Source organism: Micromonospora pallida, assembly GCF_900090325.1.
GTDB lineage: Bacteria > Actinomycetota > Actinomycetes > Mycobacteriales > Micromonosporaceae > Micromonospora > Micromonospora pallida.
The window spans coordinates 262,668-288,616 of sequence record NZ_FMHW01000002.1 but is presented as its reverse complement, the minus strand read 5'-3'; the positions used below and the strand labels follow the sequence as shown (position 1 = coordinate 288,616).

General features: G+C 71.7%; 27 protein-coding genes. 16 read left to right on the top strand and 11 right to left on the bottom strand.

Annotated elements, in window-relative coordinates:
• Positions 1 to 7 precede the first annotated feature (7 nt).
• From GA0074692_RS01505 to GA0074692_RS01495, 3 genes are all read left to right on the top strand, one after another.
• Positions 8 to 547 carry an NUDIX hydrolase gene (locus GA0074692_RS01505; RefSeq protein WP_091638703.1) on the top strand — a complete coding sequence of 180 codons (540 nt, stop codon included), beginning with the start codon at positions 8 to 10 and terminating at the stop codon, positions 545 to 547.
• Between the two features lie 2 nt (positions 548 to 549).
• A complete protein-coding gene (locus GA0074692_RS01500) occupies positions 550 to 1,404 on the top strand; it encodes a nucleotidyltransferase family protein (RefSeq protein WP_091652325.1) in 855 nt (284 codons plus the stop codon).
• 217 nt (positions 1,405 to 1,621) lie between these two features.
• Positions 1,622 to 1,909 carry an Lrp/AsnC family transcriptional regulator gene (locus tag GA0074692_RS01495; RefSeq protein WP_091638702.1) on the top strand — a complete coding sequence of 96 codons (288 nt, stop codon included), beginning with the start codon at positions 1,622 to 1,624 and terminating at the stop codon, positions 1,907 to 1,909.
• Positions 1,910 to 2,122: 213 nt separating this feature from the next.
• On the opposite strand, the gene GA0074692_RS01490 is transcribed toward GA0074692_RS01495, so the two are convergent.
• The 5 genes from GA0074692_RS01490 to ctaE form a co-directional block, all read right to left on the bottom strand.
• Positions 2,123 to 2,842 carry a DUF4142 domain-containing protein gene (locus tag GA0074692_RS01490; RefSeq protein WP_091638701.1) on the bottom strand — a complete coding sequence of 240 codons (720 nt, stop codon included), beginning with the start codon at positions 2,840 to 2,842 and terminating at the stop codon, positions 2,123 to 2,125.
• Between the two features lie 255 nt (positions 2,843 to 3,097).
• Entirely contained in the window at positions 3,098 to 4,723 is a 1,626-nt protein-coding gene (gene qcrB / locus GA0074692_RS01485) for a cytochrome bc1 complex cytochrome b subunit (RefSeq protein ID WP_091638700.1), read from the bottom strand.
• Entirely contained in the window at positions 4,720 to 5,799 is a 1,080-nt protein-coding gene (gene qcrA / locus GA0074692_RS01480; protein WP_091638699.1) for a cytochrome bc1 complex Rieske iron-sulfur subunit, read from the bottom strand. Before qcrA ends, qcrB begins: the two co-directional genes overlap by 4 nt.
• 67 nt (positions 5,800 to 5,866) lie before the next feature.
• Complete coding sequence (gene qcrC / locus GA0074692_RS01475) at positions 5,867 to 6,703, bottom strand: cytochrome bc1 complex diheme cytochrome c subunit (RefSeq protein ID WP_091638698.1); 837 nt, start codon at positions 6,701 to 6,703, stop codon at positions 5,867 to 5,869.
• Between the two features lie 64 nt (positions 6,704 to 6,767).
• Positions 6,768 to 7,367, bottom strand: a complete 600-nt coding sequence (ctaE, locus tag GA0074692_RS01470; RefSeq protein ID WP_091638697.1) for an aa3-type cytochrome oxidase subunit III — start codon at positions 7,365 to 7,367, stop codon at positions 6,768 to 6,770.
• A 129-nt stretch (positions 7,368 to 7,496) separates the two neighbouring features.
• On the opposite strand from ctaE, the gene GA0074692_RS01465 reads away from it, so the two are divergent.
• From GA0074692_RS01465 to GA0074692_RS01450, 4 genes are all read left to right on the top strand, one after another.
• Entirely contained in the window at positions 7,497 to 8,426 is a 930-nt protein-coding gene (locus GA0074692_RS01465; protein ID WP_091652321.1) for a cytochrome c oxidase assembly protein, read from the top strand.
• A gap of 95 nt (positions 8,427 to 8,521) precedes the next feature.
• Complete coding sequence (locus GA0074692_RS01460) at positions 8,522 to 8,929, top strand: hypothetical protein (protein WP_091652317.1); 408 nt, start codon at positions 8,522 to 8,524, stop codon at positions 8,927 to 8,929.
• Between the two features lie 119 nt (positions 8,930 to 9,048).
• Complete coding sequence (gene trpD, locus GA0074692_RS01455; protein WP_091638696.1) at positions 9,049 to 10,095, top strand: anthranilate phosphoribosyltransferase; 1,047 nt, start codon at positions 9,049 to 9,051, stop codon at positions 10,093 to 10,095.
• A gap of 228 nt (positions 10,096 to 10,323) precedes the next feature.
• A complete protein-coding gene (locus GA0074692_RS01450; RefSeq protein WP_091638695.1) occupies positions 10,324 to 10,530 on the top strand; it encodes a hypothetical protein in 207 nt (68 codons plus the stop codon).
• Positions 10,531 to 10,768: 238 nt separating this feature from the next.
• Here GA0074692_RS01450 and GA0074692_RS01445 read toward each other — a convergent pair whose 3' ends face one another.
• Positions 10,769 to 11,194, bottom strand: a complete 426-nt coding sequence (locus GA0074692_RS01445; RefSeq protein ID WP_091638694.1) for a cytochrome c oxidase subunit 4 — start codon at positions 11,192 to 11,194, stop codon at positions 10,769 to 10,771.
• Positions 11,195 to 11,204: 10 nt separating this feature from the next.
• Positions 11,205 to 12,179, bottom strand: a complete 975-nt coding sequence (gene ctaC / locus GA0074692_RS01440; protein ID WP_091638693.1) for an aa3-type cytochrome oxidase subunit II — start codon at positions 12,177 to 12,179, stop codon at positions 11,205 to 11,207.
• A gap of 197 nt (positions 12,180 to 12,376) precedes the next feature.
• Between ctaC and GA0074692_RS01435 the strand changes: the two genes are divergently transcribed.
• From GA0074692_RS01435 to GA0074692_RS01410, 6 genes are all read left to right on the top strand, one after another.
• The gene (locus GA0074692_RS01435; RefSeq protein ID WP_091638692.1) at positions 12,377 to 13,528 is read left to right on the top strand and encodes a cysteine desulfurase family protein; all 1,152 of its coding nucleotides are present in this window, start codon (positions 12,377 to 12,379) and stop codon (positions 13,526 to 13,528) included.
• Entirely contained in the window at positions 13,525 to 13,782 is a 258-nt protein-coding gene (locus tag GA0074692_RS01430; RefSeq protein WP_091638691.1) for a sulfurtransferase TusA family protein, read from the top strand. The genes GA0074692_RS01435 and GA0074692_RS01430 overlap by 4 nt, the downstream gene beginning before the upstream one ends.
• A 237-nt stretch (positions 13,783 to 14,019) precedes the next feature.
• Positions 14,020 to 14,679, top strand: a complete 660-nt coding sequence (locus GA0074692_RS01425; RefSeq protein WP_218106519.1) for a hypothetical protein — start codon at positions 14,020 to 14,022, stop codon at positions 14,677 to 14,679.
• Between the two features lie 5 nt (positions 14,680 to 14,684).
• The gene (locus GA0074692_RS01420; protein ID WP_091638689.1) at positions 14,685 to 17,126 is read left to right on the top strand and encodes a zinc metalloprotease; all 2,442 of its coding nucleotides are present in this window, start codon (positions 14,685 to 14,687) and stop codon (positions 17,124 to 17,126) included.
• A gap of 62 nt (positions 17,127 to 17,188) precedes the next feature.
• A complete protein-coding gene (locus GA0074692_RS01415; protein WP_218106516.1) occupies positions 17,189 to 17,869 on the top strand; it encodes a DUF5753 domain-containing protein in 681 nt (226 codons plus the stop codon).
• Between the two features lie 14 nt (positions 17,870 to 17,883).
• Positions 17,884 to 18,084: a DUF397 domain-containing protein gene (locus GA0074692_RS01410; RefSeq protein ID WP_091638688.1), complete on the top strand. Its 201-nt coding sequence runs from the start codon at positions 17,884 to 17,886 to the stop codon at positions 18,082 to 18,084.
• A 38-nt stretch (positions 18,085 to 18,122) separates the two neighbouring features.
• Here GA0074692_RS01410 and GA0074692_RS01405 read toward each other — a convergent pair whose 3' ends face one another.
• From GA0074692_RS01405 to GA0074692_RS01395, 3 genes are all read right to left on the bottom strand, one after another.
• A complete protein-coding gene (locus GA0074692_RS01405; RefSeq protein ID WP_091638687.1) occupies positions 18,123 to 19,103 on the bottom strand; it encodes a carbohydrate kinase family protein in 981 nt (326 codons plus the stop codon).
• Positions 19,104 to 19,385: 282 nt separating this feature from the next.
• A complete protein-coding gene (gene erpA / locus GA0074692_RS01400; protein WP_091638686.1) occupies positions 19,386 to 19,754 on the bottom strand; it encodes an iron-sulfur cluster insertion protein ErpA in 369 nt (122 codons plus the stop codon).
• A 151-nt stretch (positions 19,755 to 19,905) separates the two neighbouring features.
• Entirely contained in the window at positions 19,906 to 21,066 is a 1,161-nt protein-coding gene (locus tag GA0074692_RS01395; protein ID WP_176738654.1) for a glycerate kinase family protein, read from the bottom strand.
• A 43-nt stretch (positions 21,067 to 21,109) separates the two neighbouring features.
• Between GA0074692_RS01395 and nadA the strand changes: the two genes are divergently transcribed.
• The 3 genes from nadA to GA0074692_RS01375 all read left to right on the top strand — a co-directional run bounded on the left by nadA (position 21,110) and on the right by GA0074692_RS01375 (position 24,848).
• The gene (gene nadA / locus GA0074692_RS01390; RefSeq protein ID WP_091652306.1) at positions 21,110 to 22,285 is read left to right on the top strand and encodes a quinolinate synthase NadA; all 1,176 of its coding nucleotides are present in this window, start codon (positions 21,110 to 21,112) and stop codon (positions 22,283 to 22,285) included.
• A 211-nt stretch (positions 22,286 to 22,496) separates the two neighbouring features.
• Positions 22,497 to 23,852, top strand: a complete 1,356-nt coding sequence (murA, locus tag GA0074692_RS01385; protein WP_091638685.1) for a UDP-N-acetylglucosamine 1-carboxyvinyltransferase — start codon at positions 22,497 to 22,499, stop codon at positions 23,850 to 23,852.
• A gap of 399 nt (positions 23,853 to 24,251) precedes the next feature.
• The gene (locus GA0074692_RS01375) at positions 24,252 to 24,848 is read left to right on the top strand and encodes a DUF3043 domain-containing protein (protein ID WP_245730064.1); all 597 of its coding nucleotides are present in this window, start codon (positions 24,252 to 24,254) and stop codon (positions 24,846 to 24,848) included.
• 135 nt (positions 24,849 to 24,983) lie between these two features.
• Here the strand turns inward: GA0074692_RS01375 and GA0074692_RS01370 are convergent, their stop codons facing one another.
• On the bottom strand, positions 24,984 to 25,949 hold the full coding sequence (locus tag GA0074692_RS01370) for an ABC transporter ATP-binding protein (protein ID WP_091638682.1): 966 nt from the start codon (positions 25,947 to 25,949) through the stop codon (positions 24,984 to 24,986).

Here is a 25,949-nt window from a genome sequence, read left to right as displayed (position 1 = left end):
TGGGCCCATGACCCCCCGCTCCCGCACCGTCGCTCGGGCCGTCGTCTACCGGATCTTCTACCGGCTCCCGGTGTCCCTGCGTCGACGGCTGGTCCGGCTGGCCGGGCCGAAGTACACCGTCGGCGCGGTCACCCTGGTGCGGGACGCCGAGGCGACCGGAGCGGGTCGCCTCCTGCTGCTGCGTCAGCCGCCCGGGCACAGTTGGAGCCTCCCCGCCGGGCTGCTGCAACGGGGTGAGGAGCCGGTGGTGGGGGCCGCCCGTGAACTGGCCGAGGAGTCCGGGATCCGGCTCTCCCCCGACCGCCTGCGCCCGGCCCTGCCGAACGCGTTGGTGCACGCCCAGGGTTGGGTGGACGTGGTCTTCGAGACGGAGGTGCCGGCGTCGGAGACCGAGTTGGTGGTCGACGGCGCGGAGGTCTTCGAGGCCGCCTGGCATCCGCTGGACGATCTGCCCCGGCTGAGTCGGGCCACCGCCCGGCTACTCGGATACTACGGCATCGGTCCGCTCGCCGACGAACTGTCGCCCGGCTCCCGGCCGGAGGCGTGACCGTGCCGGCGGCCGGGGTCGAGGTCTGTGCGGTCGTACTCGCCGCCGGGGAGGGCACCCGGCTGCGTCCACTCACCGAGCGCGTGCCCAAGGCGCTCTGCCCGGTGGGCAACGTCCCCCTGCTCGACCAGGCCCTCGCCCGGGTCGCCGGGCTCGGCCTGGCCGGCCCCGACCGGGTGGCGGTGAACGCCTGCTACCTGGCCGACCAGGTGGTCGCCCACGTCGGGTCCCGGGCCCATCTCTCGGTGGAGCCGGGCGACCCACTGGGGACGGCTGGCGGCATCGGCAACCTGCGGCACTGGATCGCCGGACGGGGGGTGCTGGTCGGTAACGCCGACGCCTACCTGGCCGACCCGGCGGCCCCACCCGGACCGGACGTCGCCGCCCTCCTCGACGGGTGGGACGGCGAGACGGTACGCCTGCTCGGCCAGGCCGCCCCCGACCCGACCGAGCCGGGCACCTTCAGCGGTCACCGGTTCGTCGGCTTCTCGTTGCTGCCCTGGCGGCTGGTCCGCGACCTGCCGGCGACCTTCGGCGACCTGGTCCGGGCCATGTGGCGGCCGGCCGAGGCGGCCGGCGCGCTGGAGGTGGTGCCGTTCACCGGCACCTTCTACGACACCGGCACGCCCGGCGACTACCTCGCCGCGAACCTGCACGCCGCTGGGGACGACAACCTGGTCGACCGGGGCGCCACGGTGACCGGCAGCTGCGAACGATCGGTGGTCGGGGCGGGCGCGGTGGTCGCCGGCGCAGTGCGCCGCACCGTGGTCTGGCCGGGCGCGACGGTACGCGACGACGAGCGGTTGCACGAGGTGGTCCGGGCCGGCGCAGGGCTCACCGTCCCCGCCGGGGCCTGACCCCCGCACGCCGTCGCGACGACCCCAGCCGCCCGTCGCGGCGGCCTCCGGACCGCCGACACCGTTTCGGCGATGTGGGGCTGTCCAGGACGCCGGAGACCGCCGTTTCGGCGATATGGAGCCGATCAGCCCGTCGCGGCGTGACCCGGGACGGCGCCGGTACCGTCTCGGGGCTCCACTAGCATGGGCTGGACGTCGACGAACGGAGAAGTCGCCCGTGATCACCGCCATCGTCCTGATCGACTGCGCCACCGACTCGATTCCCGAGGTGGCCGAAACGCTGGCCGCCCTGCCCGGGGTCAGCGAGGTCTACTCGGTGGCCGGTCACGTGGACCTCGTCGCCATGGTCCGGGTCCGCGAGTTCGAGCAGATCGCCCAGGTGATCGCCGGCCGGATCTCCAAGGTCCCCGGCGTGCTCAACACCGAGTCGCACATCGCCTTCCGGGCGTACTCGCAGCACGACCTCGAGGAAGCCTTCGCGATCGGGCTGGCCAACGCCGACTGAGCCATCCGCCCCGGCCGGCCACCTGCGCACCGGGGCCGCCATGCTCCGCAGCCCACGCCGGGCCGGGGCTAACGCACCGGGGCCGCCATGCTCCGCAGCCCACGCCGGGCGGCCGGAAGCGCGCCTGCGCCGGCCACGTCAGTCCCCACCCGGCCGGCCCACTCGTACGAGCGCCGGTCCACCCTGCGGTGGACCGGCGCTCTCGGTGTGTCGTCAGCTACCCGTGGGGCCCGGCGTCTCGGTCACGCCGCCCTGGCCCGGGCCACCGGTGGTGCCACCGGGAGCCGGCGTGGTGGCCGTACCGCCGGGAGCCGGTGTGGTGGGCGTACCGCCCGGGACGGACGGCGTGCCCGGGGCGGGCGTTCCGCTGCCACCCGGGCTCGGGGTGCCGCTGGCGCTGGCCTGCGGGACCGGCACACCCAGCTCCTCGGCCAGGGCCACCAGCTCGTCGTAGTGGGCCTGGATCACCGGCAGGACGTCCTGTGCCAGCTGGATCACGGACTGCTCGGAGCCCTGCGAGATCTCGGTCTGGGTGGCCTGGATGGCCTGAACGTGCCCGGCCAGCTCGGCGGTCACCCACTGCCGGTCGAACTCGGCGCCGCTGACATTGTTCAACTGGTCCACCACGGCCTGCTGGTCGGCGGTCGGATCGGTCGGCAGCTTGACGCCGAGCTGCTTCGCCGTGCTCTGCACGGTCTGGTCGAGCTGGGTGTGGTCCGTGACGAACTGGGCGCCCAGGTCCTTCACCCGCTGGTTCTGCCCCTTCTGCTGGGCCAGCTTGCCCATGACCATTTCGGCCAGGTTCACCTGGTGGATCGCCTGTAGGTACTGCCGGTCCTGCGTGGACGGCTGGGCCGCCTGGGCCGCGGCTGCGGGCGCCAGCCCGACCAGGACCAGGGCGGCCAGCACCCCGAGCCGTTTGATACCCAACATCTTCCCTCCCCGTTGTCGTTGGACCGCACGGATACCCCGCTGAACGGGTTTAACCCCCGGTGCCGGGACGGGTGGTGCGGGCGGTACGCGGACCGCACGTGGGCGGGAAACGGACGTGGGCGGGAAACGGACGTGGGCGGGAAACGGACGTGGGCGGGAAACGGACGTGGGCGGGAAACGGACGTGGGCGGGAAACGGACGTGGCGCCCGCCGGGAATCCGGCGGGCGCCACGGGTGCTGCGGTGGGTCGGTGGATCAGCGACGGCTCGGGCCGCTGCCGATCTCCTCCCGCTCGGGGCGGGGCTCCACGGGCGGGTGCCCCGGGGAGACCGGCGCCTCGACCGGTTTCTCGATCGGGTAGAAGAAGCCCCGGATGGCCGGTCCGAGGGCACCGAGCCGGTTCATCTTCTTCGGCACCACCCAGCCGACGTACTCCAGTTCGCCGTGGCCGTGGCCGTCACCCATGCTGAGCGGCTGGTGGACCTCCTCGAACCGGCCGTCCGGCAGCCGCCGGATGATGCCGGTCTCCACGCCGTGCGCGAGGACCTCACGGTCGTGCTGCTGGAGGCCGAGGCAGATCCGGTGCGTGACGTAGTACGCCAGCGGCGGCAGGATCAGCAGCCCGATCCGGCCGGCCCAGGTCATCGCGTTCAGGCTGATCTGGAACTTGTCCGCGATCACGTCGTTGGCGCCGGAGAGCGTCAGGACGAGGTAGAAGGCGATGGCCATCGCGCCGAGACCGGTGCGGTGCGGGACGTCCCGGGGCCGCTGGAGCAGGTTGTGCGCCCGGTTGTCCTTGAGCTGTCGCGCCTCGATGAAGGGATAGAGCAGCGACAGATTCACCAGGATGCCGGGGAGCACCACCGTCGGCCAGAACAGCGGCGGAATGACGTAGCCGTCGCCGAGCGGGATGTTGATCTCCCAGGCGGGCATCAGTCGGGTCGAGCCGTCGAGGAACATGACGTACCAGTCGGGCTGGCTCGCCGCCGACACCACCCACGCCTCGTACGGGCCGAACAGCCAGATCGGGTTGATCTGGAACAGACCGCCCATCAGCGCGATGACGCCGAAGACGACCATGAAGAAGCCGCCCTGCTTGAGCACGTAGCGCGGGAACATCCGCTCGCCGACCACGTTGTCGTTGGTCCGGCCGGGGCCGGGCCACTGGGTGTGCTTCTGCTTGAAGACCAGCCCGACGTGGGCACCGATCAGCGCGAGCAGCAGACCCGGGATGAGCAGCACATGGGCGATGTAGAACCGACTGATGATGATCATGCCCGGGAACTCGCCGTCGAAGATCGACGAGGTGACCCAGGAGCCGACCACCGGGATGGAGAGCATGATCGCGGAGGCGATCCGCAGACCGGTGCCGGAGAGGCCGTCGTCCGGGAGCGAGTAGCCGGTGAAGCCGGCCAGGAAGCCCACCCAGAAGAGCAGCGAGCCGATGATCCAGTTCGTCTCACGCGGCTTGCGGAACGCGCCGGTGAAGAAGACCCGGAGCATGTGCACCACGATCGCGGCCATGAACAGCAGCGCGGACCAGTGGTGCATCTGCCGCATGATCAGGCCGCCACGGACGTCGAACGAGATGTCCAGGCTGGAGGCGTACGCGGCCGACATCGGGGTGCCCCGCAACGGCGCGTAGCTGCCGTTGTAGACGACCTCGGTGAGCGCGGGCTCGAAGAAGAAGGTCAGGAAGACACCGGTCAGCAGCAGGACGATGAACGAGAAGAGCGCGATCTCGCCCAGCAGGAACGACCAGTGGTCCGGGAAGACCTTGTTCAGCACCCGGCGCAGCGGTGTCGACACGCCGAAGCGGTCGTCCACCTCCGCAGCGGCCTTACCGGGCACCGCTGCCATGTCAAACTTTCGGCGCTTCATGGCCGCTCCCAGAAGTCTGGCCCGACGGTCTCGGTGTAATCGGACTTTGCCACGAAGAAGCCCTCGGCGTCTACCTCGATGGGCAACTGCGGCAGGCGCCGGCTGGCCGGACCGAAGATGGGCCGGGCATTGTCGGTGATCAGGAACTGCGACTGGTGGCAGGGGCAGAGCAGGCGGTTGGTCTGCTGCTCGTAGAGGCTGGCCGGGCAGCCCGCGTGCGTGCAGATCTTGGAGTAGGCCGCGTAGTTGCCCCACATGTAGTCACCGTGGCCAGCCCGCTCGTTCGCCTGGCGGGCCTCCACCGCGTCGGCCTCCCGCAGGTGGATCAGCAGGGTCACCGAGTCGGCGTGCTTGTTGCTCACCCCGTGCTCGATGCCCGGGAAGACGGTGATCTGGCCGCCGGCGCTGATGTCGGCCGGGCGGACCGGCCGACCGTCCTCACGGATCAGGCGGATCTTCTCGCCGTTCTCACCGGGGTGGAAGCCGGTGGTGAACATCTGGTTGTTCTCGTGCGGGTGCTTGATCAGACCACCCACCAGCGGCGCGGCGGCAACCGCGCCCACCGGCGCGAGCCCGGCCAGCAGCGAGATGCCCAGCAGCGGACGACGCTTCACACCCAGCTCGTCGGCGACGAACAGCATGGTCTGCCCGGTGATCTTGCGATCCACCTGGTCGACCTCGCCCTCGTGCCGGTCCTGGATGGCGACCTCCTTGGGCAGCAGCTTCTTGCCCCAGGTGAGGATGCCGAAGCCGATGCCGAGCAGGGCCACGCCCAGGGTCACACCGAGCAGCGGGGTGTAGAACTTGTCACCGCCGCTGCCCGGCTCGTACTCCCAGGGCCACCAGATGTAGATGACCAGGAAGGCGGTCGCGGCGAGGCCGGTCAGCAGGAAGAACGAGGAGACCAGCCGGGCGGTGCGACGCTCGGCCTTGCTGCCCGCGACGAACTGCGGCTCGTAGTGGACGATCTCGATGTCGTCCCGGCGCAGGCCCTCCTGGAAGACGTCGAAGCGGGTCAGCTTCGGGTCGTCCAGGTCGAGCGGCTCCCCGGCCGACTTCTCGGTGTGCGTGCTCATGCCGTCACCTCGCTACGGGCGGTGCCGAGCGCGGGCACCACGGCGCTGAATCGAATGATTCGCTCGGTCACGACTTGCCCGCAATCCACAGGGCAGCGAAGACGAGCGCGACGATGCCGACCAGGAAGATGGCCAGACCCTCGGTCGAGGGGCCGTACCGACCCAGGTTGAACCCACCCGGGTCCCGGTCGTTCTTCAGGGTCTCCTGGATGTAGGCGATGACGTCCGCCTTCTGCTCCGGAGTGATCTGGTTGTCGCCGAACACCGGCATGTTCTGCGGGCCGCTGAGCATCGCGGCGTAGATCTGCCGGTCGCTGGCGGGCCGGAGACTGGGGGCGTACTTTCCGGAGGAGAGGGCACCGCCGCCGCCACCGAACGCGTGGCACTGCGAGCAGTTGATCCGGAACAGCTCGCCGCCCTTGGCGATGTCGGCGTCCGCACGCAGGTCACCCTGGGGGACCTCCGGGCCGCCACCGAGCTCCTGGATGTACTGGGCGAGCTGACGGGTCTCCTCGTCGGTGAAGACCGGGGTCTTCCGCTCCGCCTGCGCCTCCTGGCGCGCCATCGGCATCCGACCCGAGCTGACCTGGAACTCGACCGAGGCCGCGCCGACGCCGACGAGGCTCGGCCCGCGCCCCTCGACCCCCTGCGCGTTCCGACCGTGGCAGCTCACGCAGCTCACGTCGAAGAGCGCCTTGCCCTCGGCGGCGGCCCCGGTGAGCGGCGGGTTGTCCTGCGCCTGGGCGCCCGGGGCGAAGGCGGTGTAGGCACCGCCGGCCAGCATGAGCGCGGCGATCAGTCGGACCGCGGCACCCAGCCGGCGGCGGCCCCTGCTGGGCGCCACGGACCGCTGGCGGCGCAGCCGCGCGAGCAGGCCGCGTCGGCGGTCGTTGTCAGAAGTCATGACCTGTGTCCTTAACCGGTTGGACCTTGTGTCTCGGGGACGGAGCGGCGCCGCGGCGCCAAGATCACTGAAGCCAGTAGATCATGATGTAGAGACCGATCCACACGACGTCGACGAAGTGCCAGTAGTACGACACGACGATGGCCGACGTGGCCTGGGCCGGCGTGAACCGGCCCATGGTGGTGCGGATCATGAAGATGATGAAGGCCACCAGACCGCCGGTCACGTGCAGGCCGTGGAACCCGGTGGTCAGGTAGAACATCGACCCGTACCCGTCCGAGTTGATCTTGATGCCGTGGTGGACCAGCTCGCGGTACTCGTTGAGCTGACCGAGCACGAAGATCAGGCCCATCACGAAGGTGATCGTGAACCAGCGCCGCAGCGCGTGCACGTCCCCCTTCTCGGCGGCGAACACCCCGAGCTGGCAGGTCACCGAGGACAACACCAGGATCACCGTGAAGGTGGTCGCGTACGGGATGTTGAGTTCCTCGGTGTGCTCCGCCCACTGCTCCGGTGCCGCCGCGCGGATGGAGAAGTACATCGCGAACAGCGCCGCGAAGAACATGAGCTCGCTGGAGAGCCAGACGATCGTCCCGACGCTGACCATGTTGGGTCGCGTCAGGGAATGGATCCGGCTCTTGTCAATGGCTGGGGCCGCAGTCACGCGGTCATTATTGCGCCCGATCAGGCCCGGCGAGCATCGGGGTGGCATAACGGTCTTTCCGACGGGCCGACGGACGGCGTCCGGTTCGCCTGGCCTAGCCTGAAAAGCGTGTGGCACCTCGATGCGATCATGACAGCCGCCCCGGCCGCCGGGGCGGGCCCCACGCTCGCCGCCGAGCCCCCGCCGCCGTTCGAGGTCACCCGGTTCTTCACCGAGACCCGGTTGGACTCCTGGCTGGCCGTCGGCCTGGTCCTGGCCGCCGGTCTCTACCTGTACGGGGTGCACCGGCTGCGGCTGCGCGGCGACCGGTGGCCGATCGCCCGGACGGTGTTCTTCCTCGGACCGGGCCTGGGCGGTGTCGCCTCGGTCACGGTCAGCGGGCTGCACGCGTACGACACCACGCTCTTCTCGGTGCACATGGTCCAGCACATGGTGCTCTCCATGATCGCGCCGATCTTCCTCGCGCTCGGCGCGCCGGTCACCCTCGCGCTGCGCACCCTGCCGAAGAACCCGCGCAAGCGGCTGCTGGCGGTCGTGCACAGCCGGGTCGCCCGGATCTACACCTTCCCGCTGGTCGCGTTCACGATCTTCGTGTTCAACCCGTTCGTGCTCTACTTCACCGACCTCTACCGGTACACCCTGGAGCACGCCTGGGCGCACGAGGTCGTGCACGCGCACTTCATCATGACCGGCTGCGTGTTCTTCTGGCCGCTGCTCGGCCTCGACCCGATCCCCAACCGCTGGCCGTACCCGGGCCGGGCGTTGCTGATGCTGCTGTCGGTGCCGTTCCACACCGTGCTGGGGCTCACCATCATGCAGAGCACCACCCTCTTCGGTGGCGACTGGTACCCGTCGCTCGGCCTCGACTGGACCGACCCGTGGGACGACCAGGTGGTGGCCGGCGGCATCGTGTGGGCCGGCGGCGAGTTCGTCAGCATCACCATGCTGGCGGTGCTGGTGGTGCAGTGGGTCCGCCAGTCCGAGCGGGAGGCCCGCCGGATCGACCGCGACCTGGACCGGCAGGAGGCCCGGGAACGCGCCGCCCGCACCCCGGCGTGACCTCCCCCACCAACAGCCGCCACCGCCCGTCACGGACCGATCCGGCCCGACCGGTACGATCACCCCGCAGCTACGACCTGGGAGCCAAGCCAGCGATGAGCGATCGTCTTTACACCGTCCTGCTCTACAGCGACGACCCGCAGGTGCGGGACCGGATGCGGCTCGCGGTGGGCACCCGTCCCGCCGCCGACCTGCGCGTCGAGTTCGTCGACGCGGCCAGCTACGCCGAGTGCATCCGACTGTTCGACGACTACGAGATCCACCTGATGGTGCTCGACGGCGAGGCGACCCCGGCCGGCGGCATCGGCATCGCCCGCCAGGTCAAGGACGACCGCGCCGACGCTCCCCCGACCTGCGTGGTGATCGCCCGCGCCGCCGACCGCTGGCTGGCCGCGTACGCCGAGGTCGACGCGACCCTGGTGCACCCGCTGGACCCGGTGACCACCGGCGCCACCGTCGCCGAGTTGCTGCGGCGGCACGCGGGCGCCGACCAGGCCGCCTGAGCCGGGCGCCCCGTCCCACGGTCCGGGCCCGCCCGGGGTCCGCGATCGCCCGGCCCGGTCCGTCACCGTCGACGCCGGTGCCGTCACCCGCACCCCACCGCCTGCTCGGGAGGCCCACCATGGGCGATCGGACCTGGCCGCACCTGCTCGCCTCGCTGCTGCGGGACGAGGAACTCTCCACCGCCGACACCGCGTGGGCGATGGGCGAGGTCATGACGGGCTCGGCCGCACCGACCCAGATCGCCGCCCTCGCCGTCGGGCTGCGGGCCAAGGGGGAGACGCCGGCCGAACTGGCCGGCCTGGTCGAGGCGATGCTCGCCAACGCCGTCCCGGTCGAACTGCCCGAAGAGGTCCGCGCCACCGCGCTCGACGTCGTCGGTACGGGCGGCGACCTGGCCCACACGGTGAACATCTCCACCATGGCGGCGCTGGTGGTGGCCGGCACCGGGGTCCGCGTGGTCAAGCACGGCAACCGGGCCGCCTCGTCCTCCTGCGGCACCGCCGACGTGCTGGAGTTCCTCGGTGTCCCGCTGGACCTCGACCCGGCCGGGGTGGCCCGCTGCGTCACCGAGGCGGGCATCGGCTTCTGCTTCGCCGCCCGGTTCCATCCGGGGATGCGCCACGCCGGCCCGGTCCGCCGCGAACTCGGCGTGCCCACCTTCTTCAACTTCCTCGGCCCGTTGACCAACCCGGCCCGGCCCCGGGCTGGCGCCGTCGGCTGCTTCGACCTGCGGATGGCGCCGGTGATGGCCGCCGTCTTCGCCGCCCGGGGCGACTCGGTCCTGGTGATGCGCGGCGAGGACGGGCTGGACGAGTTCAGCACCGCCGCCCCCACCCGCTTCTGGGTGGCCCAGCAGGGCACCGTGAGGGAGTCGCTGATCGACGCGACGGAGCTCGGGGTACCCCGGGCCACCCTGGCCGACCTCCGGGGCGCTGACGCGGCGTACAACGCCGGGGTGGTCCAACGGCTGCTGGCCGGTGAGCGGGGGCCGGTACGGGACGCGGTGTTGGTCAACGCCGCCGCCGCGCTCGCTACCCAGGGACCGCTCGACGGTGACCTGCCCACCGCCCTTCGGGCCGGACTGGACCGGGCCGCCGAGTCGATCGACTCCGGCGCGGCCGCGCGTGCGCTGGACCGCTGGATCGAGGTCGCCCGCTCGCTGTGAGCCGGACGGCGGCGGTGGCGTCCGCCACGACCGGCCCCAGGGTTGTCGGACCCCCGTGCCAAACTACAGCCGAGTAGTTTTCGCTGCTGCCGCGACGTCCACGCCCCGTCGATCTCGGTTCCCAAGCGACGTCGGCCTTCGTGGGTGGGCGGTCCCGCCGCCTGGCGTGCGCCGTCCGTGTCGACCGACGGTCCCACGACCGGCAGCCCGCACAGAGAGGAGACGCCCGTGTCCGAGCGCGAGCTGTACTGCGACAGCTGCCAGGGCGTCCAACTGTTCGAGGTCCCGCCCTGCGCGGACGGCCACGGGGCGGACTGCCCCGAACTGGTCTGCACCAACTGCGGCGCGGCGTTGCTGATCGCCACCTTCCGGTTCGGCCCTGCCCGGCTGGCGCGCCGTCCCGCCCCGCGAGGCGGATACCGGCACGCCGCCTGACCCGGCGCCGCCTGCCCGCTCGTCCCCACCGGGTTCGCCGCACCCGCTCCGAATGGGCCGCGTCGGCTCCGGGCGACGCCCCGGACCGCGCCCGGACGGCCGGGCGGGTACCACCCGGGCGTGTCCCGAGCAGGTCGGCGGTGCGGCGCTGGTCGTACTCGCCGATCGGTGGCCGGTACTTCGGTGCACACGACGAAGGCCGCCTCCCGGTCGGGAGGCGGCCTTCGTCGTGGTCCGGTCAGTGCTCGGCGGTGCGCCGGGTGCCGGTGTAGTACTCGAAGAGCAGGCCCGAGGCGGCCAGCACGACCGCCACCATGCCCAGTCCGATCAGCCAGAACTGCCAGATCACCAGGCCGAAGCCGGCGACGGCCGCGGCGAGCGCCAGGCCGAACGGCCAGTAGCTGCCCGGGCTGAAGAAGCCGATCTCGCCGGCGCCGTCGGCGATCTCACCGTCGGCGCGGTCCTCCGGACGCAGGTCGATCCGGCGGGCGACGAACCAGAAGAAGCCACCACACATCGCGCAGAGCAGGAACGACAGCAGCAGGGCGACGGTGCCGACCCACTCGACCCCGCCGGTCTCACCGGCGGTCCACGCCCCGTAGAGGATCGTGACGAAGAGCAGGAACGCCGCGATGACGGAGAAGATCTTCCACTCGGTTCTCATGCCCGCCCCCTCAGCGTCCCGCGCCGGCCGGTGCCCCGGCCGCGTTGTTGAAGTTGCGCTCGGTGCGCCGGGTGTCGAACGGCTCGGTGGTCGTCGCGTACGGGTCCTCACCGATCGACTCGAGCGCCTCCTGGGTCGACCGGCCGTCCTGCTTGGCAGCGAGGAACTGGTCGTACTCCGCGGGCGACACGACCCGCAGCTCGAAGTTCATGAAGGCGTGGTAGCTGCCGCACAGCTCGGCGCAGCGGCCGACGTACGCGCCTTCGGTCACCAGCTTGGAGATCTCGAACTCGTTGCGGATCTTGCCGGGGAAGACGTCCCGCTTGAAGAGCAGCTCCGGCACCCAGAACGAGTGGACGACGTCCTTGCTGGTCTCCTCGAACCGGATGGTCCGGTTGGTCGGCAGCACGAGCACCGGGATGACGTCGCTGGTGCCGAGCACCGAGGCGACGGTGTTCGCGTCCTTGCCCAGACCGTCGCGGTAGTTGAACTGCCAGTTCCACTTGAACGCGACGACCTCGACGACCACGTCCGGGTTCGCCGTCCGCCGCTCGACGTCGGTCTGCACCACCGCGGTGTAGTAGAAGAGCACCGAGACGACCAGGATCGGCGCGATGGTGTAGAGGAACTCCATCGGCATGTTGAACCGGGTCTGCACGGGCAGCTCGTTACCGCGCTTGCGGTAGCGGATGATGCACCAGAAGATCAGGCCCCAGACGAAGACGCCGACCGCGAGCGCCGCGATGCAGGACGCGATCCAGAGGTCGTACATCTTCCGGGACTCGGCCGAGATGCCGCCCTGCGGCCAGCCGAACCCGTCGAACGCCGCCCCGACGTCGCAGCCCGTCAGCAGGACCAGCGTCGCCGCTGCACCGAGACCGAGCCCGGCGAGCCGACCGGCACCCCGTCCCCGGCGCCCACCGGCTCCTGGGGAAGCACTGTGCCGTACGGCCGTCGGCCGTACCTCCGAACTCCTTGCGACCACCTGGTCCTGCCTCCCTAGCGCGCCGCGGTGTCTGTGTTCGGTTCCGCCGGCCCGGCCGGTGGAGTGACAGCACCGGCGGCAAAGGCGTCACCGACGGTCGCAGATTACTCGACCATGACGGACCGGACCGCCCTGGGGTCGCGTGTCCGCCCCGGTCGAGGGATCGCGGACGCCGGACACAGGCTACGTTGGCACCCGTGAGCCCTCCCCCGGTCTACCTGGACGCGGCCACCGCCACCCCGTTGCATCCGGTCGCCAGACAGGCGATGGCCGCAGCCCTGGCGGACGGATGGGCCGATCCCGGCCGGCTGTACACGCAGGCCCGCCGGGCCCGCCAACTCCTCGACGCGGCCCGGGCCGCCGCCGCCGAGACCCTCGCGGTACGCCCCGACGAACTCTCCTTCACCGCCAACGGCACGACTGCGGCCCACGGCGCGGTGCTGGGCGGGCTGGCCGGTCGTCGCCGGGTCGGGTCGGTGCTGGTGCACTCGGCGATCGAGCACTCGGCGGTGCTGCACGCAGCCGAGCGGCACGTCGCGTCGGGCGGCTCGGCCGTGTCGGTGCCGGTCGACCGGTCGGGCCGCCTCGACCTCGCCGCGTGGACGGCGGCGGTCCGGGCGCCCGGGGTGGCCTGGGCCAGCCTGATCGCGGCCAGCCACGAGGTGGGCACGGTACAGCCGGTCGCCGAGGCCGCCGCCGCGTGTGCCGGGGCGGGGGTGCCGCTGCACGTCGACGCCGCCCAGGTGGTCGGCCGGGCCCCGGTGCCCACCGGCTGGTCGGTGCTCACCGCCAGCGCCCACAAGTGGGGCGGCCCGTCCGGCGTGGGGCTGCTGGTGGTCCGCAAGGGCACCCGCTGGGAGTCGCCCTGGCCGGCCGACGAGGCCGAGTCGGGGCGTACCCCCGGGTCGTTGAACCTGCCGGCGGTGGTCGCGGCGGCGGCGAGCCTGCGCGCGGCGGCGGCCGACGCGGCGACCGAGGCTGCCCGGCTCGCACCGCTGGTGGAGCGGATCCGGGCCCGGGTGGCGGCGGACATCCCGGACGTCGAGGTGGTCGGCGACCCGCTGGACCGTCTTCCCCACCTGGTCACCTTCTCCTGTCTCTACGTGGACGGCGAGGCGTTGCTGCACGCGCTGGACCGGCGGGGCTTCGCCGTGTCGTCCGGGTCGTCGTGCACCGCGTCGACGCTGCGCCCCTCCCATGTGCTGGAGGCGATGGGGGTGCTCTCGCACGGCAACGTCCGGGTCAGCCTGCACCGGGAGACCACCGAGGCGGACGTCGAGCGGTTCCTGGCCGAACTGCCGGGGATCGTCGCCGACCTACGCGCCGAGGCCGGGGTGGTGGGGCTGTGACCGGGGAATCGGCTACGGCCGGGGCCGCGTCGCGCGGGCCGGTCGACGTGCTCGACTGCCTGGGCCAGCGGTGCCCGCTGCCGGTCATCGCGCTGGCCCGCCGACTGCCCGGCCTGCCGGTCGGCGCGGTGGTCCGGGTGCTCGCCGACGACCCGGCGGCAGCGGTGGACATCCCGGCCTGGTGCCGGATGCGCGACCAGGAGTTCGTCGGCGCGGTCGACGGCCCCGGCTACGACGTCCGCCGCACCCACTGACCCGCCCTGGACGGGCCGCCCGCTGGTCCTGCCGGTTCCCCTGCCTCTGCGTCCGAGGCTCGGGGTGGTCGCGGCGCCTCCGCCTCCGCGCCCTCGATGGAGCGGACGCCTGGTTTTCAGGTCAGCCGTCCTGGGCACAGGTTCCCCGACCGAGCGGAACAGGGTGAGTCCATACCCGCTCGGTCCCACGCCGTGACCGAGCGATGGCACGTCCGATGTGCCCGGAATGGAGCTGACGTGAGTGCACCGGATCTGACGCCCCTGTCGATGGACGAGTTGGCTGCCGAGTCGGCGACCGCGCTGCCGACCAAGGAGGTGATCTCCCTTCTCGACCTCAACGTGGACCTCGACCTCGCGCTGGACCTCGCGGCGCCGATCGACCTGGCGGTCGCCGCCAACGCCAACATCGCGGCCCCGATCGACGCCGCGGTCGGCGCGAACATCCTGTCCACCGGCTCGGAGGCCGCCGCCCTGTCCGACCAGGGCGTCATGATCGAGCAGACGCTCTCCGGAGAGGCGATCGCCACCGCTCCCCAGGACAGCACGATCGACCAGTCCGATGACGTCGTGGACCCGGGCAGCGAGGAACCCACTCCCACCGACCCCGGTGACGGTGACGTGACCGTGCCGACCGACCCGACCTCGATGCTCGACGGCGACCTGCTCAACGTCGACGTGAACGTCAATCTCGACGCCGACCTGGCCGCCCCGGTCGCGGGTGCCGTCGCCGCCAACGCCAACGTCGCGGCTCCGATCGACGCCGCGGTCGCTGCCAACGTCGCGTCGGTGGACTCCAGCGCGACCGCGATCTCCCAGCAGGACGCCATCATCAACCAGCACCTCGACGACGTGACCGCGGAAGCCACGGCCGACCAGACGGCCGAGATCACCCAGTAACGGACATGAGTGTCATCGCGCCGATCGACACGAACGACTCCTCGGGGCGGGGCGCTGCCGACGTGGCGCCCCGCCCCGACGGGCGGCGGCCGGACAGCGGCGATCACCTCCCGGGGCGGACGGAGGATTCCCGGCCGGAGGTGGTCCCGGCCCGCGCGCCGGGGCTGGAACTGCTGGGTGAGCTTCCCGGCTCCGGCTACCGCCAGCCACCCGGGCTGGTCCGCCGCGCCGACGGACAAACCTGTCAGCTCACCCGGCTGCTCTATCTGCTCCTCGATGCGATCGACGGACAGCGGACCTACCCGGAGATCGCGGAGGTCCTGAGCGGCACAACGTCACGGCTGGTGACTGCGGACAACGTCCGCACGCTGGCCGAGGCGAAGCTGGCCCCGCTCGGCCTCCTGCGAAGTGCCGACGGCACCGCGCCAGCGGCACCGAGGTCCAACCCCCTACTGGCACTCCGGTTCCGGTTCGTGGTGTCGAACCCGCGGGTGACGCGACGGATCACCGCCCCCTTCGCATTGCTGTTCCGGCCGTTCGTCGTCGCCGTCATGCTCGCCGCGTTCCTGCTGTCGACCGGATGGGTCCTGTTCGACAAGGGGCTGGCCTCCGCCACCCACCAGGCGTTCGACGAGCCCGGCCTGCTGCTGCTGGTCTTCGCGATCACGGTCGTCTCGGCCGGTTTCCACGAGTTCGGTCACGCGGCGGCCTGCCGGTACGGCGGTGCCATGCCGGGCACGATGGGCGTGGGCCTCTACCTGGTCTGGCCGGCCTTCTACACCAACGTCGACGACAGCTACCGGCTCGGACGGGCCGGCCGGATCCGGGTCGACCTCGGCGGGCTGTACTTCAACGCGATCGTCGCCGTCGCGATCTTCGCCACCTGGGCGGTCATCCGGTGGGACGCGCTGCTGCTCATCATCGCGGCCCAGGTGCTGCAGATGATCCGTCAACTGGCGCCGTTCGTACGCTTCGACGGTTACCACATCCTGGCCGACCTGACCGGCGTACCCGACCTGTACTCCCGCATCAGGCCGACACTGCTCGGGTTACTACCGACCCGGTGGGGCCGAGCCGAGTCCAAGGTGCTCAAGCCCTGGGCCCGGGTGGTGGTCACCGTCTGGGTGCTCACGGTGGTGCCGCTGCTCCTCGTGTCGCTGGTCCTCGTGGTGACCGCCCTTCCCCGGGTGGCCGCCACCGCGTGGCAGAGCCTGGGGAACCACGCCCGGCTCCTCGCCACCCACTGGGCGGCCGGTGACGTCCCCCGGGTCGGCGTCGGTCTGCTCGCGATGCTCGCGATCTGCCTGCCGCTGCTCGGCATCGCGTACCTGCTGGTCCGCCTCGTCCGGCAGACGGTCACCTCCGTGTGGCGCGCCACCGCCGGCCGGCCGAGACGCCGTGCCGCCGCGATCATCGCCGGCGGTGCCCTGGTGGCGGCGTTGGTCTTGACGTGGTGGCCGGACGGCGCGAAGTACCAGCCCATCCAGAAACACGAGCGCGGAACTGTCGCCGATGCCCTGCCGATGGCGAACCGGAAGCCCACCGCGCCGCAGGTGGACCGCCCACTACATGTGGGTCAGCGTCGCACCGTGACCACCGTCTGGCCGACGGCAGCCCCGCCGCCCACCGAGGAACAGCGCCTCGCGCTCGTCATGGTGCCCCGGAACCCGGACCAGTCGGGCAACGGCACACCCGCGCCCACCTGGGTCTTCCCGTTCAACCCGCCCGAGGCACCCCGCGCCGGGGACAACCAGGCTCTCTCGGTCAACACCCAGGACGGCTCCACCGTCTACGACGTCGCGTTCGCCCTCGTCTGGGCCACCGGCGACACCGTCGACAACCACAACGAGGCCTACGCCCTGGCCAACTGCCAGAACTGCCAGACGGTCGCGGTCGCCTTCCAGGTGGTGCTCATCGTCGGTCCCGCAGACGTGGTCGTGCCCCAGAACATCTCGGCGGCCGTCAACTACTCGTGCCGAGACTGCGTCACCTACGCGCTGGCCTCGCAGTTGGTCGTCACCCTGCCCGAAGGGTTGAGCGACGAGGCCAAGGCCAGGTTGAACGCGCTGTGGGAGGAGATCGAACGGTTCGGTCAGCGAATCGAGGGGCTGTCCCCGCAGGAGATCCAGGCCCAACTGGAGAGCTACAAGGAGCAGATCCTGGCCATCATCGAAGCCGACGCACCGGCCGGTCCGACCCCGAGTGGGGCGCCTGCCACAACCGCTCCACAGAGCCCGTCGGCGACGGCGACTCCTGCCGGCAGCCCCACGGACACCCCGTCCGCCAGCCCCTCCCCGGCCACGAGTCCGACGACGCCGGCCCCGACGACGCCGGCCGCGCCCACCGGCTCCCCGACCCCGCCGGACCCGAGCGCGGAGGGGACGACGCCGGAGCCGACCAGTGAGCCGACGCCGTCAGCCGCCTCGGAGCAGTCACCGATTCCGTGACCTCGTAGGGCCTGGCCGGTAGCTCCGCCATCGCGGGGCTACCGGCCGGCGCGGTCCTGCGGTTGCTCGCCGACGACCTGCGGGCCTGCGGGGCCGACCAGCAGGCGGTCGACCGGCTCACCTCGCTGGTGGGTCGGGCCGATGCGAAGACCTGGTGGGCACCGTGGGCGAACGTCGTACCGGACTGGTTCCGCACGTACGTCGGCCTCGAAGGGCTGGCCGACACCGCGTTCGTCTTCGAGTCGATGGTGGTGCCGGGGCTGTTGCAGACCGAGGAGTACGCGCAGGCGCTCACCCTGGGCACCGGCTTCGTCCGGCCGGACCACGCCGAACGCTTCGTATCGTTCCGACAGACCCGCGCTCGGCGGCTCACCGACGAGGAGCCGATGACCCTGCACGCGGTGATCGGCGAGGCAGCGCTGCGGTTGCGCGTGAACGGCGAGGAGACCCGTCGGGCCCAGCTTCGCCACCTCGCCGCGATGTCCGAGCTACCCAACGTCACGGTCCAGGTGCTCCGCCCCGAGGACGGACCGCACGCAGCTGGCGCAATCGGCAAATTCGTCCTGCTGGACTTCGCGCACGTCCGGCCGATCGCCTACACCGAGGTGCTCGACGGGGCGATGTACGTGCAGGACCCGGACGGGGTGCGGACCTATAGCATGGTTTCCGACAACCTGCGCCAGGTCGCCCTCTCCCCCGCCGAGTCGCGCGCGTTGATCACGGAGTTGGCTGGCGCCCGATAGCCACGGAGGCCGACATGCCCACCCCCGACCTGTCCCGTGCCCGTTGGTTCACCAGCAGCCGGAGCACCAACAACGGCGACTGCGTGGAGTGCGCGCTGCTGCCCGACCTGGTCGCCGTACGCGACAGCAAGGACCCGGACGGCCCGGTGCTGACCTTCACCAGGCCACAGTGGGTCGCCTTCCTGACCACTCCCCCGCACCGCCCCACCCTCTGACAGACGATGCCGGGGGCGGGGCAGCGGGGGGCGGGGGATCAGGGCAGCAGGTGCGGGCGGACGTCGTCGGCGGCCTCGTCGCCGTACGAGTGGGCCAGACGCTTGACGAAGATGTCGGCGTCGACGGTGTACTCCTGGGCACCCTGGTTCTCCAGCACCAGGGCAGCCGAGAGGCAGCCGACCTGGGCGGACCGCTCCAGGCTGAGTCCCCAGGAGAAGCCTGCGAAGAACCCGGCGCGGAAGCCGTCACCGACGCCGGTCGGGTCGACCGCCTTGGCGTCCCTGACCGCCGGGACGTGGATGTGCTCGACGTCCCGGCCGACGATCTCCACCCCGTCCTTGCCGAGGGTGGTGACCCGGATGGTGACCCGGTCCAGCAGTTGGGCGTCGGTCAGCCCGGCCTTGCTCTGCAGCAGCGACTTCTCGTACTCGTTGGTGAGCAGGTAGGTGGCGCCGTCGATCAGGCTGGCGACCTCGGACCCCTCCATGAAGGCGAGCTGCTGGGACGGGTCGGCGGCGAACGGGTAGCCGCGCTCCCGGCACTCCGCGGAGTGCCGCTGCATCGCCACCGGGTCGTTCGCGCCGACCAGGACGAGGTCGATCCGGCCGCCGAGCCGCTGCGCCACCGGGGCCAGCTCGATGTTGCGTGCCTCGCTCATCGCGCCCGCGTAGAAGGAGGCGATCTGGCACATCTCGGTGTCGGTGGTGCAGACGAACCGGGCGGTGTGCGCCACCTCGCTGACGTGCACCGAGTCGCAGTCCACGCCGTGCCGCTCCAGCCAGGAGCGGTAGTCGGCGAAGTCGACACCGACCGCACCGACCAGCACCGGGCGAAGCCCGAGCTGGCCCATACCGAAGGCGATGTTCGCGGCGACGCCACCGCGCCGGACGACGAGGTCCTCGACGAGGAACGAGAGCGAGACCTTGTCCAACTGGTCGGCGATGAGCTGTTCCGAGAACCGCCCCGGGAAGCTCATCAGGTGGTCGGTCGCGATCGAGCCGGTCACGGCGATCTTCATGTCATCCCTCGCGGTCGGCAGCAGAGCGCCGGTCAGCCTACCGGCCCATTCATCTTTTCACCGGCCCGCCTATCGGGACATGGCCCTTCGAGCGACGCTCGAGCGTCCAGGGTGGTAGCAGGGGTCCCCTGCAGGTGATTTCCGCACTGCAAGGGCCCCCTGCTACCACGAGGAGCAGGCAGACGGAACCGCGGCGGGTCGGTACGAAAACGGCGAGACCGCCCGGAAGGGCGGCCCCGCCGTGGGGCCCGGAGGAGCGACTCAGCGTCCGGGACGGACGACTCAGCTGAACGAGTCGCCGCAGGCGCAGGAGCTGCCCGCGTTCGGGTTGTCGATGGTGAAGCCCTGGGCGTCGATCCGGTCGGCGAAGTCGATGGTGGCGCCGGTCAGGTAGGGAGCGCTCATCCGGTCGACGACGACCTCGACACCGCCGAAGTCAGTGACAATGTCCCCGTCCAGGGAACGCTCGTCGAAGAAGAGCTGGTACCGCAGGCCGGAGCAGCCACCCGGCTGCACCGCGACCCGGAGCCGCAGGTCGTCGCGGCCCTCCTGCTCGATCAGAGCCTTGACCTTCTGCGCTGCGACGTCGGTGAGGACGACGGCGGTGGAGGCCTTGGCCTCGGTCGAGTCGGTCTGCGCTGGCGTGGTCACGTGGAATTCTCCCTGCGCGCGTCGGTGTGGTCTCTCCTGGCCAACATCCTCGCCGGTCCAGTGATTCCCACTGTGGTCCAGGTCTGATTGTAGGCCGCCCCGGGCCGGGGTGACCCGCTCGGCGGCTCCACCACCGGATCACCCGCGACGGTCAGCGGCTCCACTGCCGGGCCAGCCGGACGCCCAGCGCCCGCAGCCCCTCCGCCGGGCGGCCCATCGCCGCCTCCACGCCACCATGTTCCTCGCCCCCGAAATGTTCCACCAGGCTGTACGCATCGGTCACCCCGGCCGAAGCGGCCTCCCGCCGGCCGGTGCTGACCCGACCGGCGACCACCACGCAGGGCACGCCCCGGTCCCGGGCGGCGCCGGCCACCCCGGCGACCACCTTGCCGCGTAGCGACTGGTGGTCGAAGGAGCCCTCTCCGGTGATCACCAGGTCCACCGCGTCCAGCGCGGCCTCCAGCCCGATCGCCCGGGTGACCAGCCCGATGCCGGACTCGCAACGGCCGCCGAGGGCGAGGATCGCCGCGCCGAGTCCGCCGGCCGCGCCGCCGCCGGGCAGCGCGCCGAGCCCGCCCGGGCAACCCGGCAGGTCCTTCTCGAGTACGCCAGCGAAACGCTCCAGGGCCGCGTCGAGCAGCAGCACGTCCTCCCGGGTCGCGCCCTTCTGCGGGCCGTAGACGTTGCTCGCCCCGTGCAGCCCGAGCAGCGGGTTGTCCACGTCGGTGGCGGCGACCAAGGTGACGTCGCGCAGCCGGGGCACCCCGTCCAGGCCGACCACGGCGGCCAGCGCCGCCCCGCCGTACGGCAGGGCCCGGCCGGCCTCGTCCAGCGGGGTCGCGCCGAGCGCGGCGAGCATCCCGGCTCCGGCGTCGTTGGTGGCGGAGCCACCGAGCCCGATCACCACGGTCCGCGCGCCGCTCTCCACCGCGGCGGTGACCAGCAGCCCGAGCCCGTACGAGGTGGTGGTCTTCGGGTCCCGCTCGGCGGCGGCGAGCAGGTGCAGCCCGCACGCCTGGGCGCTCTCCAGGTACGCGGTCCCGTCGTCGGTGAGCAGGATCTCCCCCGCCGTCGGACGGCCCAGCGGGTCGACCGTCGGCACCGACAGCCGGCGCCCACCGAGCGCCTCGGCGAGGACCGCGACGAAGCCGGGCCCACCGTCAGCGAGCGGCCGGATGAGGAGTTCGTCACCACCGGCGACCTCCTGCCAGCCGGCGGCCACCGCGTGGGCCACCTCCTGGGCCGACAGGGTGCCGGCGAACTTGTCCGGACAGAGCAGCACACGCATGCCCAGCAGTGTGGCAGCCCACATCCGGCAGGGCTGCACCACGGCCACGCTGTGGGACCATGGGGTCGTGACTTCGACCTGGGTGGAACCCTCCAACACCGCGACCGCGCTGCTCCTTCTCGGCCGGGGCAGCGATCCCGCCACCGAGCGTGGCGTGGAGTGTCCGGGTGACCTGCCGGCGCCGAGTGACCCGGATCTGGTGGCCCGCGCGGCGGCGGCCAAGGCGGCGCTGGGCGACCGGGTCTTCGTGCTGGGCCACCACTACCAGCGCGACGAGGTGATCCAGTTCGCCGACGTGACCGGCGACTCGTTCAAGCTGGCCCGGGAGGCGGCGGCCCGTCCGGAGGCCGAGTACATCGTCTTCTGCGGCGTGCACTTCATGGCCGAGAGCGCCGACATCCTCACCTCGGACGCGCAGCAGGTGATCCTGCCCGACCTGGCCGCCGGCTGCTCGATGGCCGACATGGCGGTGCTCGGACAGGTCGAGACGGCCTGGGACGTGCTGACCGAGCTGGGCATCGCCGCCGACACCGTCCCGGTGACGTACATGAACTCCTCGGCCGACATCAAGGGCTTCGTCGGCCGTCACGGCGGCGTGGTCTGCACCTCGTCCAACGCCAAGCGGGCCCTGGACTGGGCGTACGAGCAGGGTTCGAAGGTGTTCTTCCTGCCCGACCAGCACCTCGGCCGCAACACCGCCGTACTGGAGATGGGCTTCTCGCTGGACGACTGCGTCCTCTACGACCCGCACAAGCCGAACGGCGGCCTCACCCCCGAGCAGCTCCGCGACGCGCGGATGATCCTCTGGCGGGGGCACTGCTCGGTGCACGGCCGGTTCACCCTGGACAGCGTGAACGACGTCCGGCAGCGGGTGCCCGGGGTCAACGTGCTGGTCCACCCGGAGTGCCGGCACGAGGTGGTCAACGCCGCCGACCTGGTCGGCTCGACCGAGTACATCATCCGGACCATCGAGGCGGCCCCGGCCGGCTCGGCCTGGGCGGTGGGCACCGAGCTGAACCTCGTCCGCCGGCTCGCGCTGGCCCACCCGGACAAGCAGATCATGTTCCTGGACAAGGCCGTCTGCTACTGCTCGACGATGAACCGGATCGACCTGCCGCACCTGGTGTGGGCGCTGGAGGAGCTGGTCGCCGGTCGGGTGGTCAACCAGATCACCGTCGATCCGGACACCGCCCACCACGCCCGGGTGGCGCTGGACCAGATGCTGGCCCTGCCCGGGGCCTGACGCGCGGCGGTGGCCCCCGGGTGCGAATACGTACCCCGGTCACCCTTTCATGGCATCCGGTCCGGTCTGCCCGAGTCATTCTCGTCACCGAGGGCTATGCTGCCCGTGCGACGACCGGGTGAGCCGTTTACCAGCGGCCCCGGTCCGGGTAGCGACAGTCGCGGACCCCTCAATCACCCCACACAGCAGCACCGACGCGCTGGAGGTTGCGTTGACCAACGACGTCCTGGTCGTACACGGAGGAACCCCGCTGCAAGGGCGGATCCGCGTGCGCGGCGCGAAGAACCTGGTCTCCAAGGCGATGGTCGCCGCTCTGCTCGGCGACAGCCCGAGCCGGCTCTTCGACGTACCGAAGATCCGGGACGTCGAGGTGGTCCGGGGGCTGCTCGGCCTGCACGGCGTGAAGGTCAGCGACGGCCAGGAGGACGGCGAGCTGGTCTTCGACCCGGCGAACGTGGAGAGCGCCAGCACCGACCAGATCAACGTGCACGCCGGGTCCAGCCGGATCCCGATCCTGTTCTGCGGCCCGCTGCTGCACCGGCTCGGCCACGCGTTCATCCCGGACCTGGGTGGCTGCCACATCGGGCCCCGCCCGATCGACTTCCACCTCCAGGCGCTGCGCGAGTTCGGCGCGACGGTCGACAAGACCCCGGAGGGCCTGCACCTGTCCGCGCCGAACGGCCTGCGCGGCACGAAGTTCGCGCTGCCGTACCCGAGCGTGGGCGCGACCGAGCAGGTGTTGCTGACCGCGGTGATGGCCGAGGGCGTCACCGAGCTGCGCAACGCGGCGGTGGAGCCGGAGATCATCGACCTGATCTGCGTGCTCCAGAAGATGGGCGCGATCATCAAGGTGCACACCGACCGGGTGATCGAGATCCAGGGCGTGCCGAAGCTGCACGGCTACACCCACCGGCCGATTCCGGACCGGATCGAGGCGGCGAGCTGGGCGGCGGCGGCGCTGGCCACCCGGGGCGGCGTGGAGGTGCTCGGCGCGCAGCAGGCCGACATGATGACCTTCCTGAACGTCTTCCGCTCCATCGGCGGCGAGTACGAGGTGACCGACACCCGGCCGCCGCGGCTGGGCGACCCCGGCCAGGAGGGCGGCATCCGGTTCTGGCACCCGGGCGGCGAGCTGCAGGCCACCGCGCTGGAGACCGACGTGCACCCCGGTTTCATGACCGACTGGCAACAGCCGCTGGTGGTCGCGCTGACCCAGGCCCGGGGCCTGTCGATCGTCCACGAGACGGTCTACGAGCAGCGGCTCGGCTACACCGAGGCGCTCAACTCGATGGGCGCGAACATCCAGGTCTACCGGGACTGCCTGGGCGGTACGCCGTGCCGCTTCGGCCGTCGTAACTTCCAGCACTCGGCGGTGATCGCCGGGCCGAGCAAGCTGCACGCCGCCGAGCTGGTCATCCCGGACCTGCGCGCCGGCTTCAGCCACCTGATCGCCGCGCTCGCCGCCGAGGGCACCTCCCGGGTGTACGGCGTCGACCTGATCAACCGGGGCTACGAGGACTTCGAGGCGAAGCTCGCCGACCTGGGCGCGCACGTCGAGCGGCCGTGACCGCCGGAGCCACAGGCGCGCACGTCCGACGACCGTGACCGACGGAGCTGGCGGGGCGGCCGCGACCGACGGAGCTGGCGGGGCGGCCGTGACCGACGGTGTTGTGGGCGGGGCGGCCCCGGCCAACGAAGCTGGACGGCCGCGACCAACGAGGTTTGGCGGGGCGGCGACCAACGAGGTTGACGGGGCGGCGACCAACGAGGTTGACGGGGCCGCCGTGACCGACGGGGCCACCCAGGCGGCCGTGATCGGTGGGTCTGACCGGACCGCGTGACCGGCGTGGCCGGTGGCCCGCAGACCCGGTCGAACGAGCCTCCGGGCATGACCTGACTCACCCGCGTTGGCGGCCGGTGCACCGTGATGTGCACCGGCCGCCAACGTTTGGCTACCCTTCACCACGTGCTCTCGCTGTTTCGCCGCAAGTCCGCCACCGTCGACGACGCCGCCACCGAGGTGACGCCGGAGGAGACGTCCACGTCTGCCCGCTCCCGGGGCTACACCCCGGCCAAGGGACGGGAGACGCCGAAGCGACCCACGGCCAACCGCCGGGTCGCCGCCGCCACCAAGCCGTTGAGCAAGGACGAGGCCAAGGAGCGGCGTCGGCGGCTGCGGGCCGAGGCGGCCGAGGAGTTCCGCCGGGAGGGCGGCCCGCGGGACCGGGGTCCGGAGCGGCTGCTCGCCCGTAACGTGGTCGACTCCCGGCGTACCGTCGGCACCTGGTTCTTCGGCGGCGCGCTGGTCGTGCTGATCGGCTCGTCGGCGGCCATGCCGCCGATCGTGCGGTTGGTCTCCAACCTGCTCTGGGCCGCGCTGGCGGTCGGCGTCGCGATCGACTCCGTGCTCATCAGCCGGAAGATCAAGAAGCTGGTCCGGGAACGCTTCCCCAACACCGGCCAGCGGCTGGGTTCGCTCTACCTGTACGCGATCATGCGGTCGATCACCTTCCGCAAGATGCGCGCCCCGGCCCCCCGGGTCAACCTCGGCGACCCGGTCTGACGTTCTTCCCACGGCAGTAGCGCGCTCCTGCGGTGGTAGCGCGCTCCTGCGGTGGTAGCAGGGGACCCCTCCTCATCATCAGGCGGTAACAGGGGTCCCCTGCTACCACCCGAACGCGTTCGCCGCATCCCCCGCTCAGACCGGGTGTGGGGTGCGGTAGAGGCGGGCCACCACGTCCTCGATGTCCGGCTCGACGATCGAGATGTCGCGGAGCGTGGCGAGGCCGGCCAGTTGGGCGACCACCTCGGCCACGCCCGCCGACTCCAGCGCGTAGACCAGCCGGTGCCCGTCGGCCTCCACCCGCTGCAACGGCGCGCCGGGCAGCGTCGGTGGTTCGGGCAGGACGACGTCCAGCTCGGCGACCACCAGCCGGCGGGAGCCGTACCGACTGTGCAGGGCGGCGATCGAGCCGTCGTGCACCACCCGACCGTGGTCGATCACCACGAGACGCCGACAGAGCCGCTCGATGTCGGCCAGGTCGTGGGTGGTCAGTACCAGGGTGGTGTCCCCGGTCCGGCCCAACTCGGCGAGGAAGCCCCGCACCGCCTGCCGGCTGACCACGTCCAGCCCGATGGTCGGCTCGTCGAGGAAGAGCACCTGCGGGCCGTGCAGCAGCGCGGCGGTCAGCTCGCCGCGCATCCGCTGGCCGAGCGAGAGCTGCCGAACCGGGGTGTCGAGGAAGGCGTCCAGGTCGAGCAGGTCCCGGCAGCGGCGCAGCCGGGTGGCGTGCGCGGCGGCCGGCACCCGGTAGATGTGCCGCAGCAGGTCGAACGAGTCGCGCAGGGGCAGGTCCCACCAGAGCTGAGAGCGCTGCCCGAACACCACGCCGATGCCCAGGGCCAGCCGGGTCCGGCGGGCGACCGGCTCCAGGCCGCAGACCCGGACCTGTCCGGCGGTGGGGGTGAGCACCCCGGTGAGCATCTTCAGGGTGGTGGACTTGCCGGCCCCGTTCGGGCCGATGTAGCCGAGCATCTCGCCCCGCTCCACCCGCAGGTCCACCCCGTCCACGGCGGTGACCACCCGCTTGTGCCGGCGTAGCCGACCGGCTCGGACCCGGACGGTGAACTCCTTGCGCAGTGCGTGCGCCTCGATCACGGTCAC

What these genes read in the sequence shown, in the direction of transcription:
- GA0074692_RS01505 (WP_091638703.1), top strand. Translation starts at nt 8, where the DNA reads ATGACCCCCCGCTCCCGCACCGTCGCTCGGGCCGTCGTCTACCGGATC.
- GA0074692_RS01490 (WP_091638701.1), bottom strand. Translation starts at nt 2,842, where the DNA reads ATGTTGGGTATCAAACGGCTCGGGGTGCTGGCCGCCCTGGTCCTGGTC.
- qcrB (WP_091638700.1), bottom strand. Translation starts at nt 4,723, where the DNA reads ATGAAGCGCCGAAAGTTTGACATGGCAGCGGTGCCCGGTAAGGCCGCT.
- qcrA (WP_091638699.1), bottom strand. Translation starts at nt 5,799, where the DNA reads ATGAGCACGCACACCGAGAAGTCGGCCGGGGAGCCGCTCGACCTGGAC.
- qcrC (WP_091638698.1), bottom strand. Translation starts at nt 6,703, where the DNA reads ATGACTTCTGACAACGACCGCCGACGCGGCCTGCTCGCGCGGCTGCGC.
- GA0074692_RS01465 (WP_091652321.1), top strand. Translation starts at nt 7,497, where the DNA reads ATGACAGCCGCCCCGGCCGCCGGGGCGGGCCCCACGCTCGCCGCCGAG.
- GA0074692_RS01460 (WP_091652317.1), top strand. Translation starts at nt 8,522, where the DNA reads ATGAGCGATCGTCTTTACACCGTCCTGCTCTACAGCGACGACCCGCAG.
- trpD (WP_091638696.1), top strand. Translation starts at nt 9,049, where the DNA reads ATGGGCGATCGGACCTGGCCGCACCTGCTCGCCTCGCTGCTGCGGGAC.
- GA0074692_RS01445 (WP_091638694.1), bottom strand. Translation starts at nt 11,194, where the DNA reads ATGAGAACCGAGTGGAAGATCTTCTCCGTCATCGCGGCGTTCCTGCTC.
- GA0074692_RS01420 (WP_091638689.1), top strand. Translation starts at nt 14,685, where the DNA reads ATGAGTGTCATCGCGCCGATCGACACGAACGACTCCTCGGGGCGGGGC.
- GA0074692_RS01410 (WP_091638688.1), top strand. Translation starts at nt 17,884, where the DNA reads ATGCCCACCCCCGACCTGTCCCGTGCCCGTTGGTTCACCAGCAGCCGG.
- GA0074692_RS01405 (WP_091638687.1), bottom strand. Translation starts at nt 19,103, where the DNA reads ATGAAGATCGCCGTGACCGGCTCGATCGCGACCGACCACCTGATGAGC.
- GA0074692_RS01395 (WP_176738654.1), bottom strand. Translation starts at nt 21,066, where the DNA reads ATGTGGGCTGCCACACTGCTGGGCATGCGTGTGCTGCTCTGTCCGGAC.